Raw genomic sequence first — 18,059 nt, 5'->3', positions numbered from 1 at the left:
GCGGGCATCGGCCCGCCGCGCGCTACTCGGGGGCGCCCGGTGCGGCCCGCCTGCCGGTGACTTTGGGAACCATGCCGGTGGTCCAGTCCGCGAACTCGTCGTCGACGTCGTCTGCCGGGGCAAAGCCGGGGCGTTCCTTCAGCTGCCGGAGCAGTGACCGCTTCTCTTTGCGCCCCTCCACCAGCCGGTACAGCACGGGGACAAGCACCAGGGTCAACGCGGTGGAGGACACCAGGCCGCCGACCACCACGATGGCCAGCGGCTGCGAAATGAACCCGCCGCCACCCGTCATGCCGAGGGCCATGGGCGTGAGGGCAAAGACCGTTGCCAGCGCCGTCATGAGGATGGGGCGGAGGCGCTGCCGTGCGCCGTGGGTGATGGCATCGGCCACACTCATGCCGGGCCTGCCCCCGCGCGGCTGGCGGTACTGGTTGATCAGGTCGATCAGCACGATCGCGTTGGTCACCACAATCCCCACGAGCATCAGCATGCCGATCAGGGACGGCAGTCCCAGCGGCACCTTGGTGATCAGCAGCAGGGCCACGGCACCCGTGGCCGCGAACGGCACCGAGACGAGGAGGATCAGCGGCTGGATGAGCGACTTGAAGGCGGCCACCATGATCACGTACACGATGGCGATGGCGGCGAGCAGCGCGAGTCCGAGCTGCCGGAAGGACTCAGCCTGCTGTGTGGTGGCCCCGCCGATCTGCGCGGTGACGCCGGCCGGAAGCTGAACGGACTTGAGGCGGTTCTGCACCTCGGTGCTGACGGCGCCCAGGTTGGCGCCCGACGGCGTGATGGAGACTTGCGCGGTCCGCTGGCCGTTGCTTGAGGTGATGGAAACGGGGACGTCCACTTGTTCGACGGCGGCTATCTTGCCCAGTGTTACGGCACCGGAGGCGGCTGGCAGCGGGATGCTGCGGACGGCCGCGACGCTGGTGAAGCGGGTCCCCTCACCGATCCGGACGGGAAAGTCGTCCGTGTCGATGCGCACGGTGCCCGCCGGAACGGGGCTGATGGTTGAGGCCAGCACGCCGGCCACCTGCTCTTCCGTCAGGCCGGCCGCCACCGCCTTGGCACGGTCCACTTTGATCTGCACCACGGGCTGGCTTGCCGCCAGGTTGGTGGTCACCTCGGTGCTTCCGGGGACCCCCGTCATGGCGCCGACCATCGCGTCGCTGGCCTTTGTGAGGTCGGCCGTGGTGGCGGCTTTGAGCGTGATGTCCACCGTGGACGAGGTTCCGAAGCCGCCCTGCTGGGACCCGGCGGAAATCTTGCCGGCGCCGCCGACCTTGGCCAGCTCCGTGCGGACAGTGTCCTGCAGTTTCGCCTGGTTGGCCTTCTCCTCCGTGACCACGGTGAAGGAGGAGTTGGAGGACCCCGTGGAGGTCAGGGCCGTAAAGCCCGCCTGCGCGTTGCCCGACGTCACCTGGACGTCCTTGATGCCGTCGATACCGAGCAGCACGTCCTCGAGTTTTTCCGCGGCCGCGCTGGTGTCTTCGAGGCTGGTGCCCGCCGGCAGTTCCTGTTTGACGGTCATGCTGTTTTCGCCGGACCGGCCCAGCAGGTCGGTGGCGAGCAGGGGCGTCATGGCCGCGGTTCCGCCCAGCACCAGGACGGCCGCAATCAACGTCACCACGGGGTGCTTCTGGGTCTTGGTGAGGACGGGGAGATATCCGCGCTGCAGCAGGCTGCGTTGCTCCGCCTCATGGGCCTTGGTTTCTATGGCGCGCGGTGATTCGGGGGCAGCTCCGGCGTCGCCCGCATCGGCGGGTGACTTGAGGAACCAGTACGCCAGGACGGGAACGATGGTCAGCGATACCAGGAGTGATGACAGCAGCGCAATGGTGACCGTCAGGGCGAAAGGGCGGAACAGTTCGCCCGCGAGGTCGCCAACGAACGCGATGGGCAGGAAGACGGCCACGGTGGTGAGCGTCGAGGCGGTGATGGCGCCGGCCACCTCCCGGATGGACGTCAGGATGGCGGTCAGCTTGGGCTCGCCGTAGCTGAGGTGCCGCTTGATGTTTTCGATCACCACGATCGAGTCATCCACTACCCGGCCGATCGCGATGGTGAGCGCGCCCAGCGTCAGGATGTTCAGTGAATATCCGGTGCCGGCGAGGCCGATGAAGGTGATCAGGAGCGACAGCGGGATGGAGACGGCGGTAACGAGGGTGGAGCGGACCGACATGAGGAAGACGAGGATGACTGCCACGGCAAAGCCCAGCCCGAGCAGGCCCTCGGTGGTGAGGTCCTTGATGGATTTCTCGATGAACGGCGCCTGGTCGAACACCGGCGTGAACTTCGCGTTGGAGCCGAGCTCGGCCTCGAGCTGCGCCAGCGAGTCCTTGACGGCGTGGGAGATGGCCACGGTGTCGCCCTCGGGCTTCTTGGTGACGGACACGGCCAGGGTTTCCTTGCCGTTGGTCCGCGTGATGGACGTCCGGGCGTCGTCCTTGATGCTGACGTCAGCCACCGAACCGATCGTGGCGCCGCCCTTCGCTCCGCTGAGAGGCAGGGCCTTCACAGCGGCGATAGAGTCCACCGGGCTGCCGATCTGCAGGGACAGGCTCTTGCCTTTGTCCTCGATCGTGCCGGCCGGGACAAGTTCGCCATTGTTGGTCAGGGCGTTCCGGACCGACTGGATGGTCGCGCCGCTGGCGGCCATCTTGGCCGGACTCGGCAGGACCAGGATGTGCTGGCTGGCTCCGCCGGTCACGTCGGCGCCGCGGACACCGTCGAGCTTTTGCAGCCGCGGGACGGTCAGCCGCTGGAGGTCGGTGTTCAGCTCGCTGAGCGACTTGTCGGAGGAAACGGCGAGGAAAACGATCGGAAAATCGCTGATGCTGCCGGCGATGGCCTGCGGCTGGACGTCCTCCGGAAGGGTCCGCTTCGCGTTGGAAATCGCGCGGTCGATCTGGTTCCGGGCGCGGTCCAGATTGGACCCGTACGTGAACACCATGCTGATCTGGGACACGCCGTTGCGCGAGGTGGACGTCGTCGATTCCAGCCCTTCGACGCCGTTCAAGGCCGTTTCCAGCGGGCGGCCGACCTGCTTGTCCACCACCTCGGGAGACGCCCCGGGCATCGACGTGATGACGGTGATCCGGGGAAACTCGATGGACGGAATGAGCTCCTGTTTAAGCGAGGACATGGTGATCACGCCGAACACCGAGGCAAAGATGGTGATCAGCGCGATCAGCGCACGGTTCCCGAGGGAAAGACTGGCCAACCGGAACATCGCTTGGTCTCCTGGTGGGTTGACGGACAATTGCCTGTGGTGGAGCCTGCCGCAACCCGGGGCAGGGTATTAGCGATTGACGGCCGGCGAGGCTTCCAGCTGGAGGGCCTTGGCAGTGGCCTTTTCAAGCTCCGACGCCAGCTCGGGATTGTCGTTGAGCTTGACGCCGTAGCCGGGCATCATTTCCTTGAGCTTGGACTGCCAGCCCTTGAAGTTCTTGGGGAAGGACTTCTTCAGCACCTCGATCATGATGGGCACGGCGGTGGAAGCGCCCGGCGACGCACCGAGCAGGGCGCCGATGGAGCCGTCGCGGGCGGCGATCACCTCGGTGCCGAACTGCAGGACACCGCCCTTCTTCGGATCCTTCTTGATGATCTGCACACGCTGTCCGGCGGTGATAAGTTCCCAGTCGCCGTCCTTGGCTTCGGGGTAGTACTCGCGCAGCGCCTCAACCTTGTCCCCGTGGCGCTTGGCCACTTCCTTGACCAGGTACGCCGTGAGGTCCATGTTGTCCTTGGCCACGGCCAGCATGGGAATGATGTTGCCGGGCCGGATGGACAGCGGGAGGTCGAGATAGCTGCTGGTCTTCAGGAAGTTCGTGGAGAAGCCGGCGTACGGGCCGAACAGGAGCGAGCGCTTGCCGCCGACGTAGCGGGTGTCCAGGTGCGGAACGGACATGGGCGGCGCGCCGACTGAGGCCTGGCCGTAGACCTTGGCGTTGTGCTGGGACGCGAGGGACGGGTCCGTGCACCGGAAGAACTGGCCTGAGACGGGGAAGCCGCCATATCCCTTGCTCTCCGGGATGCCGGAAGCCTGCAGCAGGCGGAGTGCGCCGCCGCCCGCCCCGACGAACACGAACTTGGCGCGGATGCTGCCGCGTTCCCCGGAAGCCGGGTGCTTGAGCGAAAGGTCCCAGCCGCCGTCGGACGCCCGCTTGACGTCGGTGACGTCGTGGCCGTAGTTGATCTCGACGCCGTTGTTGCCAAGGTAGGTGGTCAGCTCACGGGTCAGTGCCCCGAAATCGACGTCGGTTCCCTCGGCGGCGCGCGTCGCGGCGATGCGCTCCTTCGGGTCGCGGCCCTTGACGATGAGGGGGGCCCACTTGCCGATCTGGGCGAAATCCTCCGAGTACTCCATGCTGTGGAACAGCGGGTGCTGCTTCAACGCGTCATAGCGCGTCTTGAGGAAGTTGGAGTTGTCCTGCCCGATGACGAAACTCATGTGCGGGACCGTGTTGATGAAGCCCTTGGGCGATCCGATCAGGGAGTTGGTCACCAGGTGGGACCAGAACTGGCGGGACAGCTGGAACTGCTCGTTGATGTGCAGTGCCTTGGTGGGGTCCACCGAGCCGTCTTTGGCTGCGGGGGAGTAATTAAGCTCACACAGGGCGGCATGTCCTGTGCCGGCGTTGTTCCAAGGGCCCGAGCTTTCGAGGCCGGCTTCGTCGAGGCGCTCAAACAGGGAAACGGTCCAGTTGGGTTCGAGCTGCTTGATGAACGCACCCAGCGTGGCGCTCATGATGCCGCCGCCAATCAGGACGACGTCGGCATGTTGGGTCTTGGAAATGAAGGTCACAATCAGTCTCCGATAGCAGCGGCTCTGGCTGTCACAGAATATCCCTGCACCGCCCACTAACTGAAATTGGTCCCGCCCGTCAAGGCCTTAGCTGGACCTTGGTGAAAACTTCATTTAATACCGGCGAGGCGGGGTAGCTGATGACACGGTCGGACAGTGCCAGCGCCGAAATGGGGAACGCGACGGGAACGGCCGGAACGGTCTCGGCGATCTGCGCATTGATGGTCTGGTACTGCTCGGTGCGTTCCTGGCCGTCGGGAAGGCCGCGCGCCCGGTCGATCTTGGAGAAGACCTGGGCGTCCTGGTATCCGAACTCGCCGTTCTTCTCGCCGAACAGCGGCGCCAGGAAGTTGTCCGCGTCCGAGTAGGAGCCGTTCCAGCCGAGCAGGTGGAAGGCGTGGTCGCCGGGGGCCTGAACTTTCTGCAGGTAGCCGTCGGACCAGTCGACGGGGACCGGCCTGATGTTGAAGCCCACGGCCGTGAGCTGCCGGCTGATCTCGGCAAAGACCTTCTCGGGTGTGGGCAGATAGGGCCGGGTGACGTTCATGGGGTAGTAGAACTTGAGCGGCTGGCCCTTGTAGCCTGCCTCCGTCAGCAGTTCCTTGGCCTTGGCCGGGTCGTGGCCCAGGGCGGGCGCATTGTTGTTGAACCCGCTCAGCTTCGGCGGCACGAACTGCGAAGCCTGTGCTGTGTTGTCGATGAAGAAGCGCCGGATGAGGGTGTCTTTGTCGATGGCCAGCTCGACTGCCTGCCTGACCTTGAGGTCCGCCAGGACCGGAACCTCCTGGTTCATGCCCAGGTACATCACCGAAAACGGGTCACGCTGGATGATCTGCTTTCCGCGCTTGACTAGCTGGTCGAAGTTCCCCACCGTCACGGCGTCATAGCCATCGATCTTGCCGTCGAGCAGGGCCTGGAGCCGGGTCTGCGGATGGTCGTAAGTGACGAACCTGATGGTTCCGATCTGCCCCCTGTCGCCCCAGTAATCCTCATTGGTAACCAGCGTGACGCTCGTGCCGTCCCAGGCGGAGAAACGGTACGGTCCTGTCCCCACCGGGTGCGTGGCGTAAGCGGAGAGGACCTGGCCGCCACGGGTGAGGTTGAGGACGTCGGCCCGTCCGGCGGCCAGCGCCTTGGGGGAGGAGATGGCGAACGCCGGCAGCGTCAGGGCCTGAAGGAATCCCGTGAACCGTTCGGTGAGGTCGATCCGCACCAGCAACGGCGACAGCGCGGTGCAGGCCTTGAAGGCGGAGAGGCCTGCTTGATCTGCGTGTTCCTTGAATACACCCTTGAAGGTGGTGCCTGGAGCCTTTTTCCGGATCGCTTCGGAGAAGTTGAACCAGCGCTCGAAGTTGGAGCAGACGGCCTCGGCGTTGAACGGGGAACCGTCGTGGAAAGTGATACCGGAGCGCAGCGTAAAGGTGTAGGACCGGCCGTCCGCGGACGCAGTCCACTCGGTGGCGAGCAGGGGCGTCGGTTCGCCGGTGGTCTGGTTGACGCCGACGAGTCCTTCCAGGACCTGGCGGGTGACGCGCTGGGACTCGACGTCGTTTGCCAGGGCCGGGTCCAGGCCCAGGGGCTGGGAAGCGGTACCGAACGCGAAGCTGGCCGAGGGGCTGGTGGGCGTGGGGGTGGCGCTCACGGCCGCGGAGGAGGGCGCGGGGTCCGGCTCGCCGGTGCAGGAGGTGAGCGTCAAGCCCAGGAGAACGGCACCGGATTTTATGGCCGTACGGCGCGTCATACTGCTGGGCACTGAATTATCACCTCTGGGCTGCTGGACTGCTGGGCTGCGCGTGGGCGGATGCGGTCTGCTGGCCCCGACCCCATTCTAGTTGACCGGCACGCTCCCCTTGACGGACCGGGAAGTTCGGACACGGAAAAACCGTGGCCGGCACCTCACGGTGCGGACCACGGCTTCCCCTCCGCCGGGCGGAGTCCCAGTTCTCTCCTCCGGACGGGAATAGCAGCAGGGACTACTTGGGCATGAGCACCGAGTCGACCAGGTAAACGGTGGCGTTGGCCGTCTGGACGCCGCCGCAGATTACGTTGGCGCCGTCAGCCTTGAGTGCATCCTTGCTGCCGGTCACGGTCACCGAACCGCCCTGGACCGTCTTATGGGTGCCGACGATCTTGTCGGGAGTGATCTGGCCCGGGACAACGTGGTAGGTGAGGATCTTGCTCAGCAGGGCGTCGTCCTTCTTGAGGGTTTCGATCGTGGCGGCGTCGATCTTGGCGAAAGCGTCGTCGACCGGTGCGAAGACAGTGAACTCGCTGCCGTTCAGCGTGTCGACCAGGTCAACCTTGGGGTTGAGCTTGCCGGATACAGCGGCGGTGAGCGTCTTCAGGAGCGGGTTGTTCGAGGCGGCGACGGCCACCGGGTCTAGTGCCATGCCCGAGACCGAACCTGCACCGCTGGGGACCTTCTCCGCGTATCCGGCGCAGCCGGGACCAACGAGGTTGGCTGCGGGGTCCATGGCGGCCGCGGACGTTTCCGATGGCGACGGCGCCATGCTGGAGGCGGACGGCTCAGCTGCGGCGGAGGAGCCGGGAGCCGTCGTGGCCGAACCGCCGCAAGCGGTCAGGCTAAGCAGGGCTGCCGCGGCGACACCTGCAACGGTGAAAGTTGTGCGCTTGAATGACTGCATTTCGATTCTCCTTGTTCGTGCCGATCATTGCCTGCGGAGAACGGATTTCGTCCCCGACTATTGGCCCTATTCCGACTGTGGGCACCGACCCTAGGTTGGTGTCTCAATGGGTATTCGGCCGATGGGCGGCAACGGATGGGTGAACCTCAAGAAGTTTTTTCAGCGGGCTTGTTTTCGCTTCCGCCGCGCTGGAGGATTCGCTGCTTAAACGGCGGAATCCCGGGCCGACCGGCCCGGGATTCCGTACTGTTTTGCTGTTGTGCGCAAGGGGGGACTTGAACCCCCACGCCCGAAGGCACAGGAACCTAAATCCTGCGTGTCTGCCAATTTCACCACTCGCGCGCGGTTCCGCCTGGCGCCTTCTGCCCTGTTGTCAGCGGCAAAAAACGTACGACGGCGGATGCCAGCCTCCATTGTACCGTCAGCCGCGTAGACCTTCAGCAGGCCGGACCTTTAGCAGGCCGATTTTGGTCAGCCGCCCGTCAGTCAGCCGCCGGCTTCTGCCAGCTTGAGGTCCTTGCGCAGCTTCGCAACGTGTCCTGTCGCCCGGACGTTGTACTGGGCCACGGCGACCTTGCCTTCCGGGTCCACCACAACGGTCGATCGGATCAGGCCTTCGTAGGTGCGCCCGTAGTTCTTCTTCTCGCCCCATGCAGCGTACGCCTCGGCAACGGCGTGGCTTTCGTCGGACAGGAGCGGGAACGTCAGGCCTTCGGACTCAGCGAAGGCTGCCAGTTTACTGACGGGGTCGGGCGAGATTCCGAGTACGTCGTAGCCCGCGGACTGCAGCGAGGCGAGGCTGTCCCGGAAGTCGCACGCCTGTTTGGTGCACCCCGGGGTAGCGGCGGCAGGATAGAAGTAAATGATGGTGTTCCGGCCCCGGTAGTCGCCGAGGCTGACGTCCGCTCCGGCCGAGTCCTTCAAGGTAAACCCAGGTGCGGCGTCGCCCGGGATGAGTCTTTCAGCCAAAGTATTCTCCTTGTTTGCGTGCGGGACATTTAAGCTTAGTAAGGCTGGCGCACGGGCACTAATCAACACTTGGCTATACTTGTTCGTATGCCTGATATGGAACGCTGGCCCACTGGGCGCCTCTTGTCCACTGCGGCACGTCTCGTTGAGCACTCCTGGAACGAAAAGCTGGGTGCAATTGGCCTGACTCACGCCGGTGTGATTGCTATCGAGGTTCTCTACAACAACGGTCCCATGACGCAGGCGCAGCTGGCTCAGCTGGTGCGCGTCCAGGCCCAGACCATGGGCAAAACGCTCAGCCGGCTCGAAGCGCACGGGCACATTGTGCGCCAGCGCAGCACGTCCGACCGCCGCAGCCACGTCGTTTCGCTCACTGAGCGGGGCACCGAGGCGGTGGCTGCCGCAGCGGACATGGAGCGGTCCGTGCTCGCCGCAGCGTCCATCGATCCGGATGTCCTCCGGCAGGAACTCCAGGCAGTGGTCCGCGAGCTCGCCACCCGTTTTGCATCCCCCGAGACCACCGCCATCGTGGCGAGCGGCGACTCCGGGCTGGCCGTCGAGGCCCGCTCCTTCGACTGACCGAAGCAACGTTTCTCCGGACCCCCTTTCGCCCGGGTTGACGGCGCGTCTGGGGAGGGGCACACTAACCACATATTTGTGAGTCCTGGAGATGGGCGGATAAGGCATGCCTGAAGACCCAACCGCTGGCCGCGGCCCCACCTCCGGACGAAGCCGGAGCCCCCTCGTACGCCGCGTCATCCTCCCCGATTTCATTATCGTGTCGCTTGCTCCGATCGCTGAGAACGTGACCTACAAACTCGCTACCCAGGGCAGGCAGACATGGCTCTTTCCGGATCTGGGCTACATGCTCGGCGCCGGTCTTTTCATTGTCATCACCTTCTATGGCATCTGGATCCACCAGCGGGACGACCGGAAGCTTCCTCCGGCTGAGGCCATGCGGGACGCCATCGCTGCCACGGTGGTTCTTCTGTACCTCGTGCTGGTCTCGTGGGCGACCTTTTTCACGCCGGGTCCCAACCGGGCACTCCTCCCGGACCAGCTCCTTGCATCGCTGACGATTGTCACCGCCGTCGTCATGGCGTTTTACTTCATCTCCACTGCTGCGGCCAGCAAGTGGTCACCCAGGCCGCCGTGGGCCGGGGAGCCCGCCGAACAAGCGCAGGCTGAAACAGAAAACGAGCAGCGCAGCTCTCGACCGGGCATCTAGTCAACGGCGCCACCTGAACCTGTCAGGGACGCGAGGGGCGCCGGATATGGCCGACGACCCTCGCGTTCTTCATCTTCGCTGACGGTTCAATTCTTGCGGCGAGGAAGCACCAGAAGGGCGTCGCCGACGGGCCGTTGGCCGGCCGCGTCGGAAGGTGAGTTGACCACCTGGCCATTGACCACCATGGTGGTGGAGCCGCCGCCGTCCAGATTGATGGCGTCCACCATCCCCAGGGAGCGGGCCACGTCGGCTGATTCCGTAATGCTCAGTCCGAGCGCTGTCGTCTGGCGTCCGTCAGCGGTGACCAGAAGCGTGCGGCCCTGCGCATCGACGCCGGCGATGGTACGCGGGTTGCGCTTGTGGACCCAGCCGTAATAGAAGCTGTTGCCGTCGCCCTGGCGGACCATGCCGTCGCGTTTTACGGTGACGTTCTCGGCGCCGTCGGACACCAGCACAGGACCTCCGTTGACGACGTCCGTCGAGGAGCCTGCCTTCAGGCTCCTGCCGTCCTCGTTGAGGAGTCCTGCATCGATCTTCAGCCGCGCGCCGACCCGGGCCAGGTTACCGAGTTTCTGGGCGTCCGCACCGATGGCCTGCACGGTGCGTCCGCGGGCAGGAACCGGGACGCCCCGCGAGGTGTTGACGGCTGTGACCGTGCCGCGTTCATCCAGGACGACTTCCAGGCCAAGGCCAGCTGGTGTGGAAGGCCCGAAGTCTTGGGTAAAGGCGACGGTCTCATCGGGATCGGTGCAGGTGACGTCGTGGAGCGGCAGCGACGTGGGCGTGTCGTCGATGCCGCCGCAGTTGCGGATAAGCCCCGGAACCCGGTTAAGGCCGTCGAGACGCACTTGTCCGGTTTTTCCGATGGCGGAAAGAGTCCCGTTCCATCGCAACCGCTGCACTGTGGTTTGGTTCTTTTCACCGTCCATCACCAGCGACGGCCGGTCCCCGACAGGCTCGCTGAGGATCAGCCCGTCGCTGACGGCGGCGCCCGTCGGGTCACCCGGGGCGCCGGCTTTGGGGTCCAGCACGAAGTAGCCGCCGTTGGTGGCGGCCAGGGCTCCGGCGCCGACGGCCAGCTGGCTGGTGGTTTCCCTGTCCTGCAGGTTCGGACCGAAGCCGGAAGTGAGCTGGCCTTGGAACTGTTTCGGATCAATGGTGAGGACTTCCAGCTTCCAGGGGCCCCGGGACTGTGAGCTGGTCCCGGCGTCGCCGTCCCAGCCGGTGTAGAGAACGGACGATGCGTAGCCGGCGGCCTTTATCTGCTCGACGACGGCTGCACCGTCGGCCTTCGAAGCGAATTGTCCGGCACGGACCCGGTATCCCAGGTCGCCGCCAGCCCCGCGGAGCTGAGGGGACTGGACGTGTTCAACGCGGGCCTGGATACCCCCGGACTGAAGCTTGGCGGCCACGGCCCGGGCGCGGGTTTCGTCGGAAAGCGCGGAGGCTGGAGCGTCCGGATCGGGCGAGGCGGACGGGATAACGGCCTCGGCCGTCCACACCAGTGAGGGGTCTGCAGTTCCCCGGGTGATCGAGGTCCGGGTCAGCCCCGGAGCCAACTCGGTGACGGTCCGGACCTCGGGAAGGTCCGGCGCACCGAGTTGCAGTGTTTCGGCACGGTCTGCCGCACCCGGGGTTGCCGAGGACGCGGTTGCCGGGAGGGAAGGGGCTGCGGCGGTGGGGCCGGCCGGGGTGAGGAAAGCCGCGGGGAGGCCGAGGACCAGGGCTGCGATGGCAGCCCTGGTGAGGCGCCTGTGGGGGATTTTCATGCTGCGACCCTAGCCGCGAACAAACCCGCTGGACGGGTCCAAACGCCGGTGTTCAGGATGTCTTGGCGGAGTGTTCACAGGGCGTTTCCAGTCAGGGAGATCAGCCCCGTCGGGGGCTACCCGGACGGGGCTGATCACGGGACAGCGATGCATCCCGTGCTGGCGGCTGGCCGCTCCGCGTCACACCAACGTCGCAACGGGGGGGGTGGGGATCCGCGCCGTCGGAGGTTGCTTTCCGTGGGCGCCGCCGCGGTCCTTAGCTGCAGAACTCGGTGTACGTGCTGCCGGCCTGTTCGTAGTCGGCCTTCAGGGTGTTGAGCTTTTCGGCATCCGGGCTGTCCTTGACCGACTCGTCCGTGTAATCCAGGATCGCCCGCAGGGCCGGCTTCAGGTCCTCCGAGGACACGGCCTCAATCGGACGGATCTGGTTGGCTAGGCGCGTCATGCCGGTCTTGCCCAGGCTGTTCGTGGGGTTCGACACCACGATCTTGATCCGGTCGCAGGTTTCTGCGGTGGTCAGTTGGGGTGACGCGCAGGCCGAGGCGGAGAGGACGAATCCGGCGGCGAGCAGGGCGGTGGTGAGTTTCTTCATGGGTTCCCTCAGTAGTTGATGACGTTCGATTGTAAGCAGACGCTCATGAGCACCGGGTGCCGGCGGCATGCGCTCAACGGAGGTGGACTCGGGAACGTGCTGTACGGCGGTCGACGGTCTGGCGCGTAGGGTCTGGCGCATCGCGGCATTCGCGGGCAAAACGAAACCCCGCCTTCATGGCTTGTGGCCGATGAAGACGGGGTTTCTCACCTGTGCACCCCCCGGGACTTGAACCCGGAACCCATTGATTAAGAGTCAATTGCTCTGCCAATTGAGCTAGAGGTGCATCTGCTGTTTCGTTCAATCGTGGGCTTTTCTTTCCCTCGTTGATCTCCGCAACGACATGAAACTCTACACGAACTTTTGGCCTGTGTGAAATCGGGCCGGCAGGAGATCCCGCGCGCTATTTCGGAAGGCCTAAAATCAGCACGAAATCAGGGTTTTGGTTATTGCTCAGAGCCCACAACTCCCCGTTCGGGGCCAGCGAAACGCTCCGGATGCGGCCGTACTGCCGTGTGAAATAGCCCACAGGGGCGCCGGCGTTTTCGCCCCGGAGCGGAACGGCCCAGATTCGCTGGCCCCTGAGCGCGCCCAGATAGGCCGTGGTGCCCACGATCTCCAGGCCGCTGGGGGATGACTCGGCCGTCGACGGCCAGACAACCTTCGCATCGATGAATCCCTCACGGTGGGGTGCGCCGGTGACTTCCGGCCAGCCGTAGTTTCCTCCGGCCTGGATGAGGTTGAGTTCATCGTTGACATCAGGACCGAACTCGCTGGCCCACAGCCTGCCGTCGCTATCCCATGCGAGGCCCTGCACATTCCGGTGCCCGAGGCTGTAAACGGGATTCCCTGGGAACGGGTTGCCCGGCGCCGGCTCGCCGTCGCGGGTAAGTCGCAGGATCTTTCCGCCCAGCGCATTCCGGTCCTGGGGCTGCTCGCGTCGCTGCGAGTCACCCGTCCCGACATAGAGGAAGCCGTCCGGGCCGAAGCGGAGCCTGCCGCCGTTATGCGTGGACGCCTTCGGGATGCCGGAGAAGATAACTTCAGGGGCGCCCAACCTGAAGCCTGTTTCCGTTCCGGCTTCGTCAAGCCGCACGCGGGCGATCCGGTTGTCGTCGGCCGCGGTGAAGTAGACATAGAGGAGCCGGTCCGCCGCGAAGTCGGGCGATAAAGCCAGGCCCATCAGCCCGCCTTCGCCACCGGGCACCACGTCCGGGACCTGGCCGATGGTGCGGATTTGCCCGCCCTCCACGGATTTAAGGAGGGCGGTATCGCGTTCTGATATCACCGCGGACCCGTCCGGCAGGAACACCGTTGACCAGGGCAGTTGCAGGCCGTCAATCCTGGTTCGGACCACCGGTGCGGGGGGCTCGCTGGAGACGGTCCCGCCGGGGCTGGCCGATGCACTGCCGCCTGTCCCTGTCCCGCTGCCCGGGGTGCTTGAGGACGGCGTGCCGGTGTTGCCCGCGGTCGGTGCGGTGCCGCCGTCGCCGGTGCATCCGGCAAGCATGAGGGCCAAAGCCAAAGCCGCGACGGCGGCACGCGCGGGGGTCCCCGGGCGCAGCGAACCGGGTGCGCGGCCGCCGGGCACAGCAGAAGCCTGCGCGCCGGCTCGGCCTGCTCCGGTCCTTCTCACTCTCTCGCCGCCGTCACTCTTATTCCGCCGTCACTCTTATTCCGCTGTGGCGGTGCCCGTTATCACTGTCCCTCAAGCCTTCACTCCCTCTGACCGCCGGCAGCCGCAGCTTCCTCAGCGGCGTGACCTGCGCGGTGCGCGGAAGCCGGCAGCCTCAGCATGCGCCGCCGTCAGGAACCACACTTCGGCCCGGGCTTCCGCATAGCCGGAGCTGTCCTCGTCGTAGTAGGTCATTGAGCTGGCGTCGCCCTTGACTACGTAGCCATCCGGGCCGCTGCCGTCCGCCGCCGCTGCCGCTGAGCCCTCGCCGTAGGGCTGGCCCGGCTCCTGATCCGGAGCTGAGGCACCGCCCGGGCGTTGGGCCTCGTGGCCCGAAGGCGCGGCTTCATGGCTAGCGCCGGCTTCGGTGGCGGCGGAGGATTCGATCCGCTGCCGGGTTTCTGCCTCGGCATCGAACGCCTCGGCCGCAGCGGATTCAGCTCCCGGCAGGGTGGGGGCGTGCGGTTCCGTGTACTCGGCGTGGTGCAGAGGGGTGGCCGGCTGGGCCGCGGCCGGCGGCGCGCCGCCGGTTCGGGGCGCTGCAGCAGCCGCCGTGCCGCCCGCGTCGGACCACTGCGCGTCCCATTCCGCCTTGTCCTCGTCATCATCCCAGTCATCGACGTCTCCGCCCGCGGGGGAGTGGCCCGCAGCCGAGGACGGGCTTTCCCATGTGCCGGCTGCCGCGGGTGCCTGCCCCGTCGCCGAAGAACCGGATGCTCCGGCGGGCGGCTCTTCAGCCGAGGGGCGCGGCGTGGCGGCATCCCACGACTCGATGTCCGGCTCAAGGTCCTCAGGCTCGGGCCGGGCGGCCGCGGAGGAGCCCTGCCGTGCCGGAGCTTCGGCCGCTGCCGGGCCGGCGTCGGGCTCTGCAGTCCGGCCGGTGCCGGTGGCGAGACCGGTCGTGGTAGCGGCAGACGACGCTGCAGCGGCGGACGCGGCGTCGCCGGCCGCCTCCGGCCGCTCTGAAGCCGGCACGTCACGCTTGGTGCCCGGGGAAGCCGCGGGAGTTCCCTGGTCAGCGCGGGCCGAGTCCTGGGTTGCCGCCGTATTGCCCGAATTGCGGTTCAGCAGCCACCAAACGATGGCGATGATCAATACGATGACGATGACCCAGATAATCCACTCCATAGCAAAGCCCTTCTTTCCACGAGGCAAGGTTGCCGTTGCTTGACGGTACGTCGCTGTCAATATGGCTGTCTAGGTTTGTCATTGCCCCGACACCCCCCGATCTGTATGGATAAGGAGCAATCAACAGTCCTCCCTCCGTGGCGTAGCCTCGCTTCATGGACTTCAAGCGGCTCCGGATACTCAGGGAACTGGCCGACCGTGGATCGGTGGGGGCCACGGCCGAGGCGCTGGGCGTCACGCCTTCCGCCGTTTCGCAGCAGCTCAAGACGCTGCAGGACGAACTCGGCGTCGTGCTGATGGAGAAGTCCGGCCGGGGCGTGAGGCTCACGGAGGCCGGCTCGGCGATGGCGCGCGCGGCAGCGGAAGTCGCCGTCGCGATGGCCCGGGCGGAGGCAACGGTTGATACGTACCGCCGCGGCTGGCAGACCCGGGTCAAGGCAGCCTTCTTCCCCAGCGCCGCGGAGATGCTGCTGCCCGGGCTCCTGCACCGGGTAAAGGCGGTCGACGGGCTGCACTTCGAGGCGCATCTGGAGGATCCCATGGTGGCCGGATTCGCAAGCCTCGCCGCGGACTACGACATCGTCCTGGCCCACAGCGTCGACGGGCCGGACGTCTTTGCGCGGCGTGGCCTGGTGGTGGTCCCGCTGTTGAACGAACCGTTGGACGTGGCCGTTCCCGCAGGCCACGTCCTGGCAGCCAAGGCGAGCCTGACCGCCCAGGACGTTGTCGGTTTTCCCTGGATGGGCGTACCCGAAGGATTCCCTTTCGACACCGTCCTGCAGCAGATCGAAGTCCAGGCTGGCGCCACCGCCGTACGTGCCCAGCTCTTTGCCGACCTGCGCGTACTGGAGGCCCTCGTCAGCTCCGGCCACGGGCTGTCACTGCTCCCTCGATACACGTCACTGGGAAACCAGGGGCACGGCTTCGTCCTCCGTCCGCTGACGGGAGTAACCGCACGCCGCAGTATTGTGGCGCTGGCACGGCCGGAGGTGGCGGCGCGGTCCACTATCCAGCAGGTCCTGGGGATGCTGAGCGAGGAGGCCAGATCCCTGACGGACAGCCTGGAGCGGACGTGATCCCGGCCACGAAAGCGCGCCATCCGACTGCGGCATTCCATTATGTGAGACAAGAGTCCACTATCTGATCGAAATATTCCCGGATTTCCGCTTAACGGGCCGCCGCCGGTCGTTGGCTCCCTTGCCGGAGTCATAGACTTTGACCCATGAGTGAGGACACCCAGATAGCAACCGACAACAAGCCTGACATCAAACCCCGGAGCCGGGTTGTCACAGACGGCATCCATGCGGCTCCGGCGCGCGGGATGTTCCGGGCCGTCGGCATGGGTGATGACGACTTCGCCAAGCCGCAGATCGGCGTCGCGAGCTCCTGGAACGAAATCACCCCCTGCAACCTTTCCCTGAACCGGCTGGCCCAGGGCGCCAAGGAAGGCGTCCACGCCGGCGGCGGATTCCCCATGCAGTTCGGCACCATCTCCGTTTCGGACGGCATTTCCATGGGCCACGAGGGCATGCACTTTTCCCTGGTCTCCCGCGAAGTCATCGCCGACTCCGTGGAAACGGTGATGCAGGCCGAGCGCATTGACGGCTCCGTGCTGCTGGCCGGCTGCGACAAGTCCCTTCCGGGCATGCTCATGGCCGCGGCCCGCCTGGACCTTGCCAGCGTGTTCCTCTACGCGGGCTCGATCATGCCGGGCTGGGTCAAGCTCGAGGACGGCTCCGAAAAGGAAGTCACTCTGATTGACGCGTTCGAGGCTGTGGGCGCGTGCGCGGCAGGCAAGATGAGCCGCGAAGACCTGGACCGCATCGAAAAGGCCATCTGCCCGGGCGAAGGAGCCTGCGGCGGCATGTACACCGCCAACACCATGGCCTGCATCGGCGAGGCCCTGGGCATGTCCCTGCCCGGTTCGGCCGCTCCGCCGTCCGCTGACCGCCGTCGTGACGAGTTCGCCCGCAAGTCCGGCGAAGCGGTGGTCAACCTGCTCCGCCTCGGCATCACTGCCCGCGACATCATGACCAAGAAGGCCTTCGAGAACGCCATCGCCGTCACCATGGCATTCGGCGGCTCCACGAACGCCGTGCTGCACCTGCTGGCCATCGCCCGCGAGGCCGAGGTCGAGCTGACCCTCGATGACTTCAACCGCATTGGCGACAAGATCCCGCACCTCGGTGACCTCAAGCCTTTCGGCCGCTACGTGATGACCGACGTCGACAAGATCGGCGGCGTGCCGGTCATCATGAAGGCACTGCTCGACGCCGGACTGCTGCACGGCGACTGCCTCACCGTCACAGGCAAGACCCTTGCCGAGAACCTCGCGTCCATCAACCCGCCGGACCTCGACGGCAAGATCCTGCGCGCCCTGGACAACCCGATCCACAAGACCGGCGGCATCACCATCCTGCACGGTTCGATGGCTCCGGAAGGCGCCGTCGTGAAGAGCGCCGGCTTCGACGCCGACGTCTTCGAAGGGACTGCCCGCGTCTTCGAACGCGAGCAGGGCGCCCTGGACGCGCTGGACAACGGTGAAATCAAAGCCGGCGACGTCGTGGTGATCCGTTACGAAGGACCCAAGGGCGGCCCCGGCATGCGCGAGATGCTCGCGATCACCGGCGCCATCAAGGGCGCCGGCCTGGGCAAGGACGTGCTGCTGCTGACCGACGGCCGCTTCTCCGGCGGAACCACGGGCCTGTGCATCGGCCATGTCGCTCCCGAAGCCGTTGACGGCGGGCCTATCGCCTTCGTCAAGGACGGCGACCGGATCCGCGTGGACATCGCGGCCCGCAGCTTCGACCTGCTGGTGGACGACGCCGAACTCGAGTCCCGCAAGATCGGCTGGGAACCGCTGCCGGCCAAGTTCACCAAGGGTGTCCTGGCCAAGTACGCCAAGCTGGTGCACAGCGCCTCCACGGGCGCATACTGCGGGTGATGCCTTCCCTGACGGTGCGGCGCTGCCGCCGCACCGTCAGGGGCCCTCGGGATCACCCGTATTAAACCCTGCCGCCGGCGCGGCCGGGTCGTGATGGACTGATGAGGGCCAGTTCGTGGACAAAGATGTCCAAATGGTGAGATGGCCGGTCGCTTCGTTGACACGGTTCTCACCAGAGGGAAAACTGAACGCATGATCGCATTCGTTACCGTCGGCGCCGTCGTCGTCCTTACCAAGCGCGTGGCTCCATAGCCCGACTGGTAACGAACCGTCACGCGCAACCCCTCGAAGAG

General features: G+C 65.9%; 13 protein-coding genes and 2 tRNA genes. 4 read left to right on the top strand and 11 right to left on the bottom strand.

Annotated features, from left to right (window positions below; genetic code table 11):
- Window positions 1-22: 22 nt before the first annotated feature.
- The 6 genes from CXQ90_RS00445 to bcp form a co-directional block, all read right to left on the bottom strand.
- Entirely contained in the window at window positions 23-3,241 is a 3,219-nt protein-coding gene (locus tag CXQ90_RS00445) for an efflux RND transporter permease subunit (protein ID WP_104136138.1), read from the bottom strand.
- Between the two features lie 69 nt (window positions 3,242-3,310).
- Window positions 3,311-4,816, bottom strand: a complete 1,506-nt coding sequence (locus CXQ90_RS00440; protein WP_104136136.1) for a malate:quinone oxidoreductase — start codon at window positions 4,814-4,816, stop codon at window positions 3,311-3,313.
- Window positions 4,817-4,895: 79 nt separating this feature from the next.
- Window positions 4,896-6,557 (bottom strand): ABC transporter substrate-binding protein, encoded by a 1,662-nt coding sequence (locus tag CXQ90_RS00435; RefSeq protein WP_104136134.1) that lies wholly within the window; start codon window positions 6,555-6,557, stop codon window positions 4,896-4,898.
- A 232-nt stretch (window positions 6,558-6,789) separates the two neighbouring features.
- Window positions 6,790-7,461, bottom strand: a complete 672-nt coding sequence (locus tag CXQ90_RS00430) for a fasciclin domain-containing protein (protein ID WP_104136133.1) — start codon at window positions 7,459-7,461, stop codon at window positions 6,790-6,792.
- Between the two features lie 260 nt (window positions 7,462-7,721).
- Window positions 7,722-7,803: transfer RNA gene (locus CXQ90_RS00425), tRNA-Leu, on the bottom strand.
- A 144-nt stretch (window positions 7,804-7,947) separates the two neighbouring features.
- Window positions 7,948-8,430 (bottom strand): thioredoxin-dependent thiol peroxidase, encoded by a 483-nt coding sequence (gene bcp / locus CXQ90_RS00420; RefSeq protein WP_104136131.1) that lies wholly within the window; start codon window positions 8,428-8,430, stop codon window positions 7,948-7,950.
- Between the two features lie 96 nt (window positions 8,431-8,526).
- Here bcp and CXQ90_RS00415 point away from each other — a divergent pair, with 96 nt between their 5' ends.
- Together CXQ90_RS00415 and CXQ90_RS00410 are read left to right on the top strand one after the other, a co-directional pair.
- Window positions 8,527-9,009, top strand: coding sequence for a MarR family winged helix-turn-helix transcriptional regulator (locus CXQ90_RS00415; RefSeq protein WP_258064335.1), 483 nt, complete (start codon window positions 8,527-8,529; stop codon window positions 9,007-9,009).
- A 106-nt stretch (window positions 9,010-9,115) separates the two neighbouring features.
- Entirely contained in the window at window positions 9,116-9,658 is a 543-nt protein-coding gene (locus CXQ90_RS00410) for a hypothetical protein (protein ID WP_104136128.1), read from the top strand.
- A gap of 86 nt (window positions 9,659-9,744) precedes the next feature.
- On the opposite strand, the gene CXQ90_RS00405 is transcribed toward CXQ90_RS00410, so the two are convergent.
- The 5 genes from CXQ90_RS00405 to CXQ90_RS00385 all read right to left on the bottom strand — a co-directional run bounded on the left by CXQ90_RS00405 (window position 9,745) and on the right by CXQ90_RS00385 (window position 14,822).
- Entirely contained in the window at window positions 9,745-11,427 is a 1,683-nt protein-coding gene (locus CXQ90_RS00405; RefSeq protein WP_104136127.1) for a phosphodiester glycosidase family protein, read from the bottom strand.
- A gap of 256 nt (window positions 11,428-11,683) precedes the next feature.
- Window positions 11,684-12,019, bottom strand: a complete 336-nt coding sequence (locus tag CXQ90_RS00400) for a hypothetical protein (protein ID WP_104136125.1) — start codon at window positions 12,017-12,019, stop codon at window positions 11,684-11,686.
- Window positions 12,020-12,232: 213 nt separating this feature from the next.
- Window positions 12,233-12,305: transfer RNA gene (locus CXQ90_RS00395), tRNA-Lys, on the bottom strand.
- 117 nt (window positions 12,306-12,422) lie between these two features.
- On the bottom strand, window positions 12,423-13,529 hold the full coding sequence (locus CXQ90_RS00390) for a sorbosone dehydrogenase family protein (protein ID WP_104136124.1): 1,107 nt from the start codon (window positions 13,527-13,529) through the stop codon (window positions 12,423-12,425).
- Window positions 13,530-13,769: 240 nt separating this feature from the next.
- A complete protein-coding gene (locus CXQ90_RS00385) occupies window positions 13,770-14,822 on the bottom strand; it encodes a hypothetical protein (protein WP_104136122.1) in 1,053 nt (350 codons plus the stop codon).
- A 155-nt stretch (window positions 14,823-14,977) separates the two neighbouring features.
- Here CXQ90_RS00385 and CXQ90_RS00380 point away from each other — a divergent pair, with 155 nt between their 5' ends.
- Together CXQ90_RS00380 and ilvD are read left to right on the top strand one after the other, a co-directional pair.
- Complete coding sequence (locus CXQ90_RS00380; protein WP_104136120.1) at window positions 14,978-15,898, top strand: LysR family transcriptional regulator; 921 nt, start codon at window positions 14,978-14,980, stop codon at window positions 15,896-15,898.
- A 146-nt stretch (window positions 15,899-16,044) separates the two neighbouring features.
- Window positions 16,045-17,766 (top strand): dihydroxy-acid dehydratase, encoded by a 1,722-nt coding sequence (ilvD, locus tag CXQ90_RS00375; RefSeq protein WP_104136118.1) that lies wholly within the window; start codon window positions 16,045-16,047, stop codon window positions 17,764-17,766.
- Window positions 17,767-18,059 lie beyond the last annotated feature (293 nt).

This window comes from Arthrobacter sp. ZGTC131 (genome assembly GCF_002929275.1).
Lineage (GTDB): Bacteria > Actinomycetota > Actinomycetes > Actinomycetales > Micrococcaceae > Arthrobacter.
The sequence above is the reverse complement of the archived record's forward strand: the minus strand, read 5'-3'. Positions and strand labels throughout refer to the sequence as shown.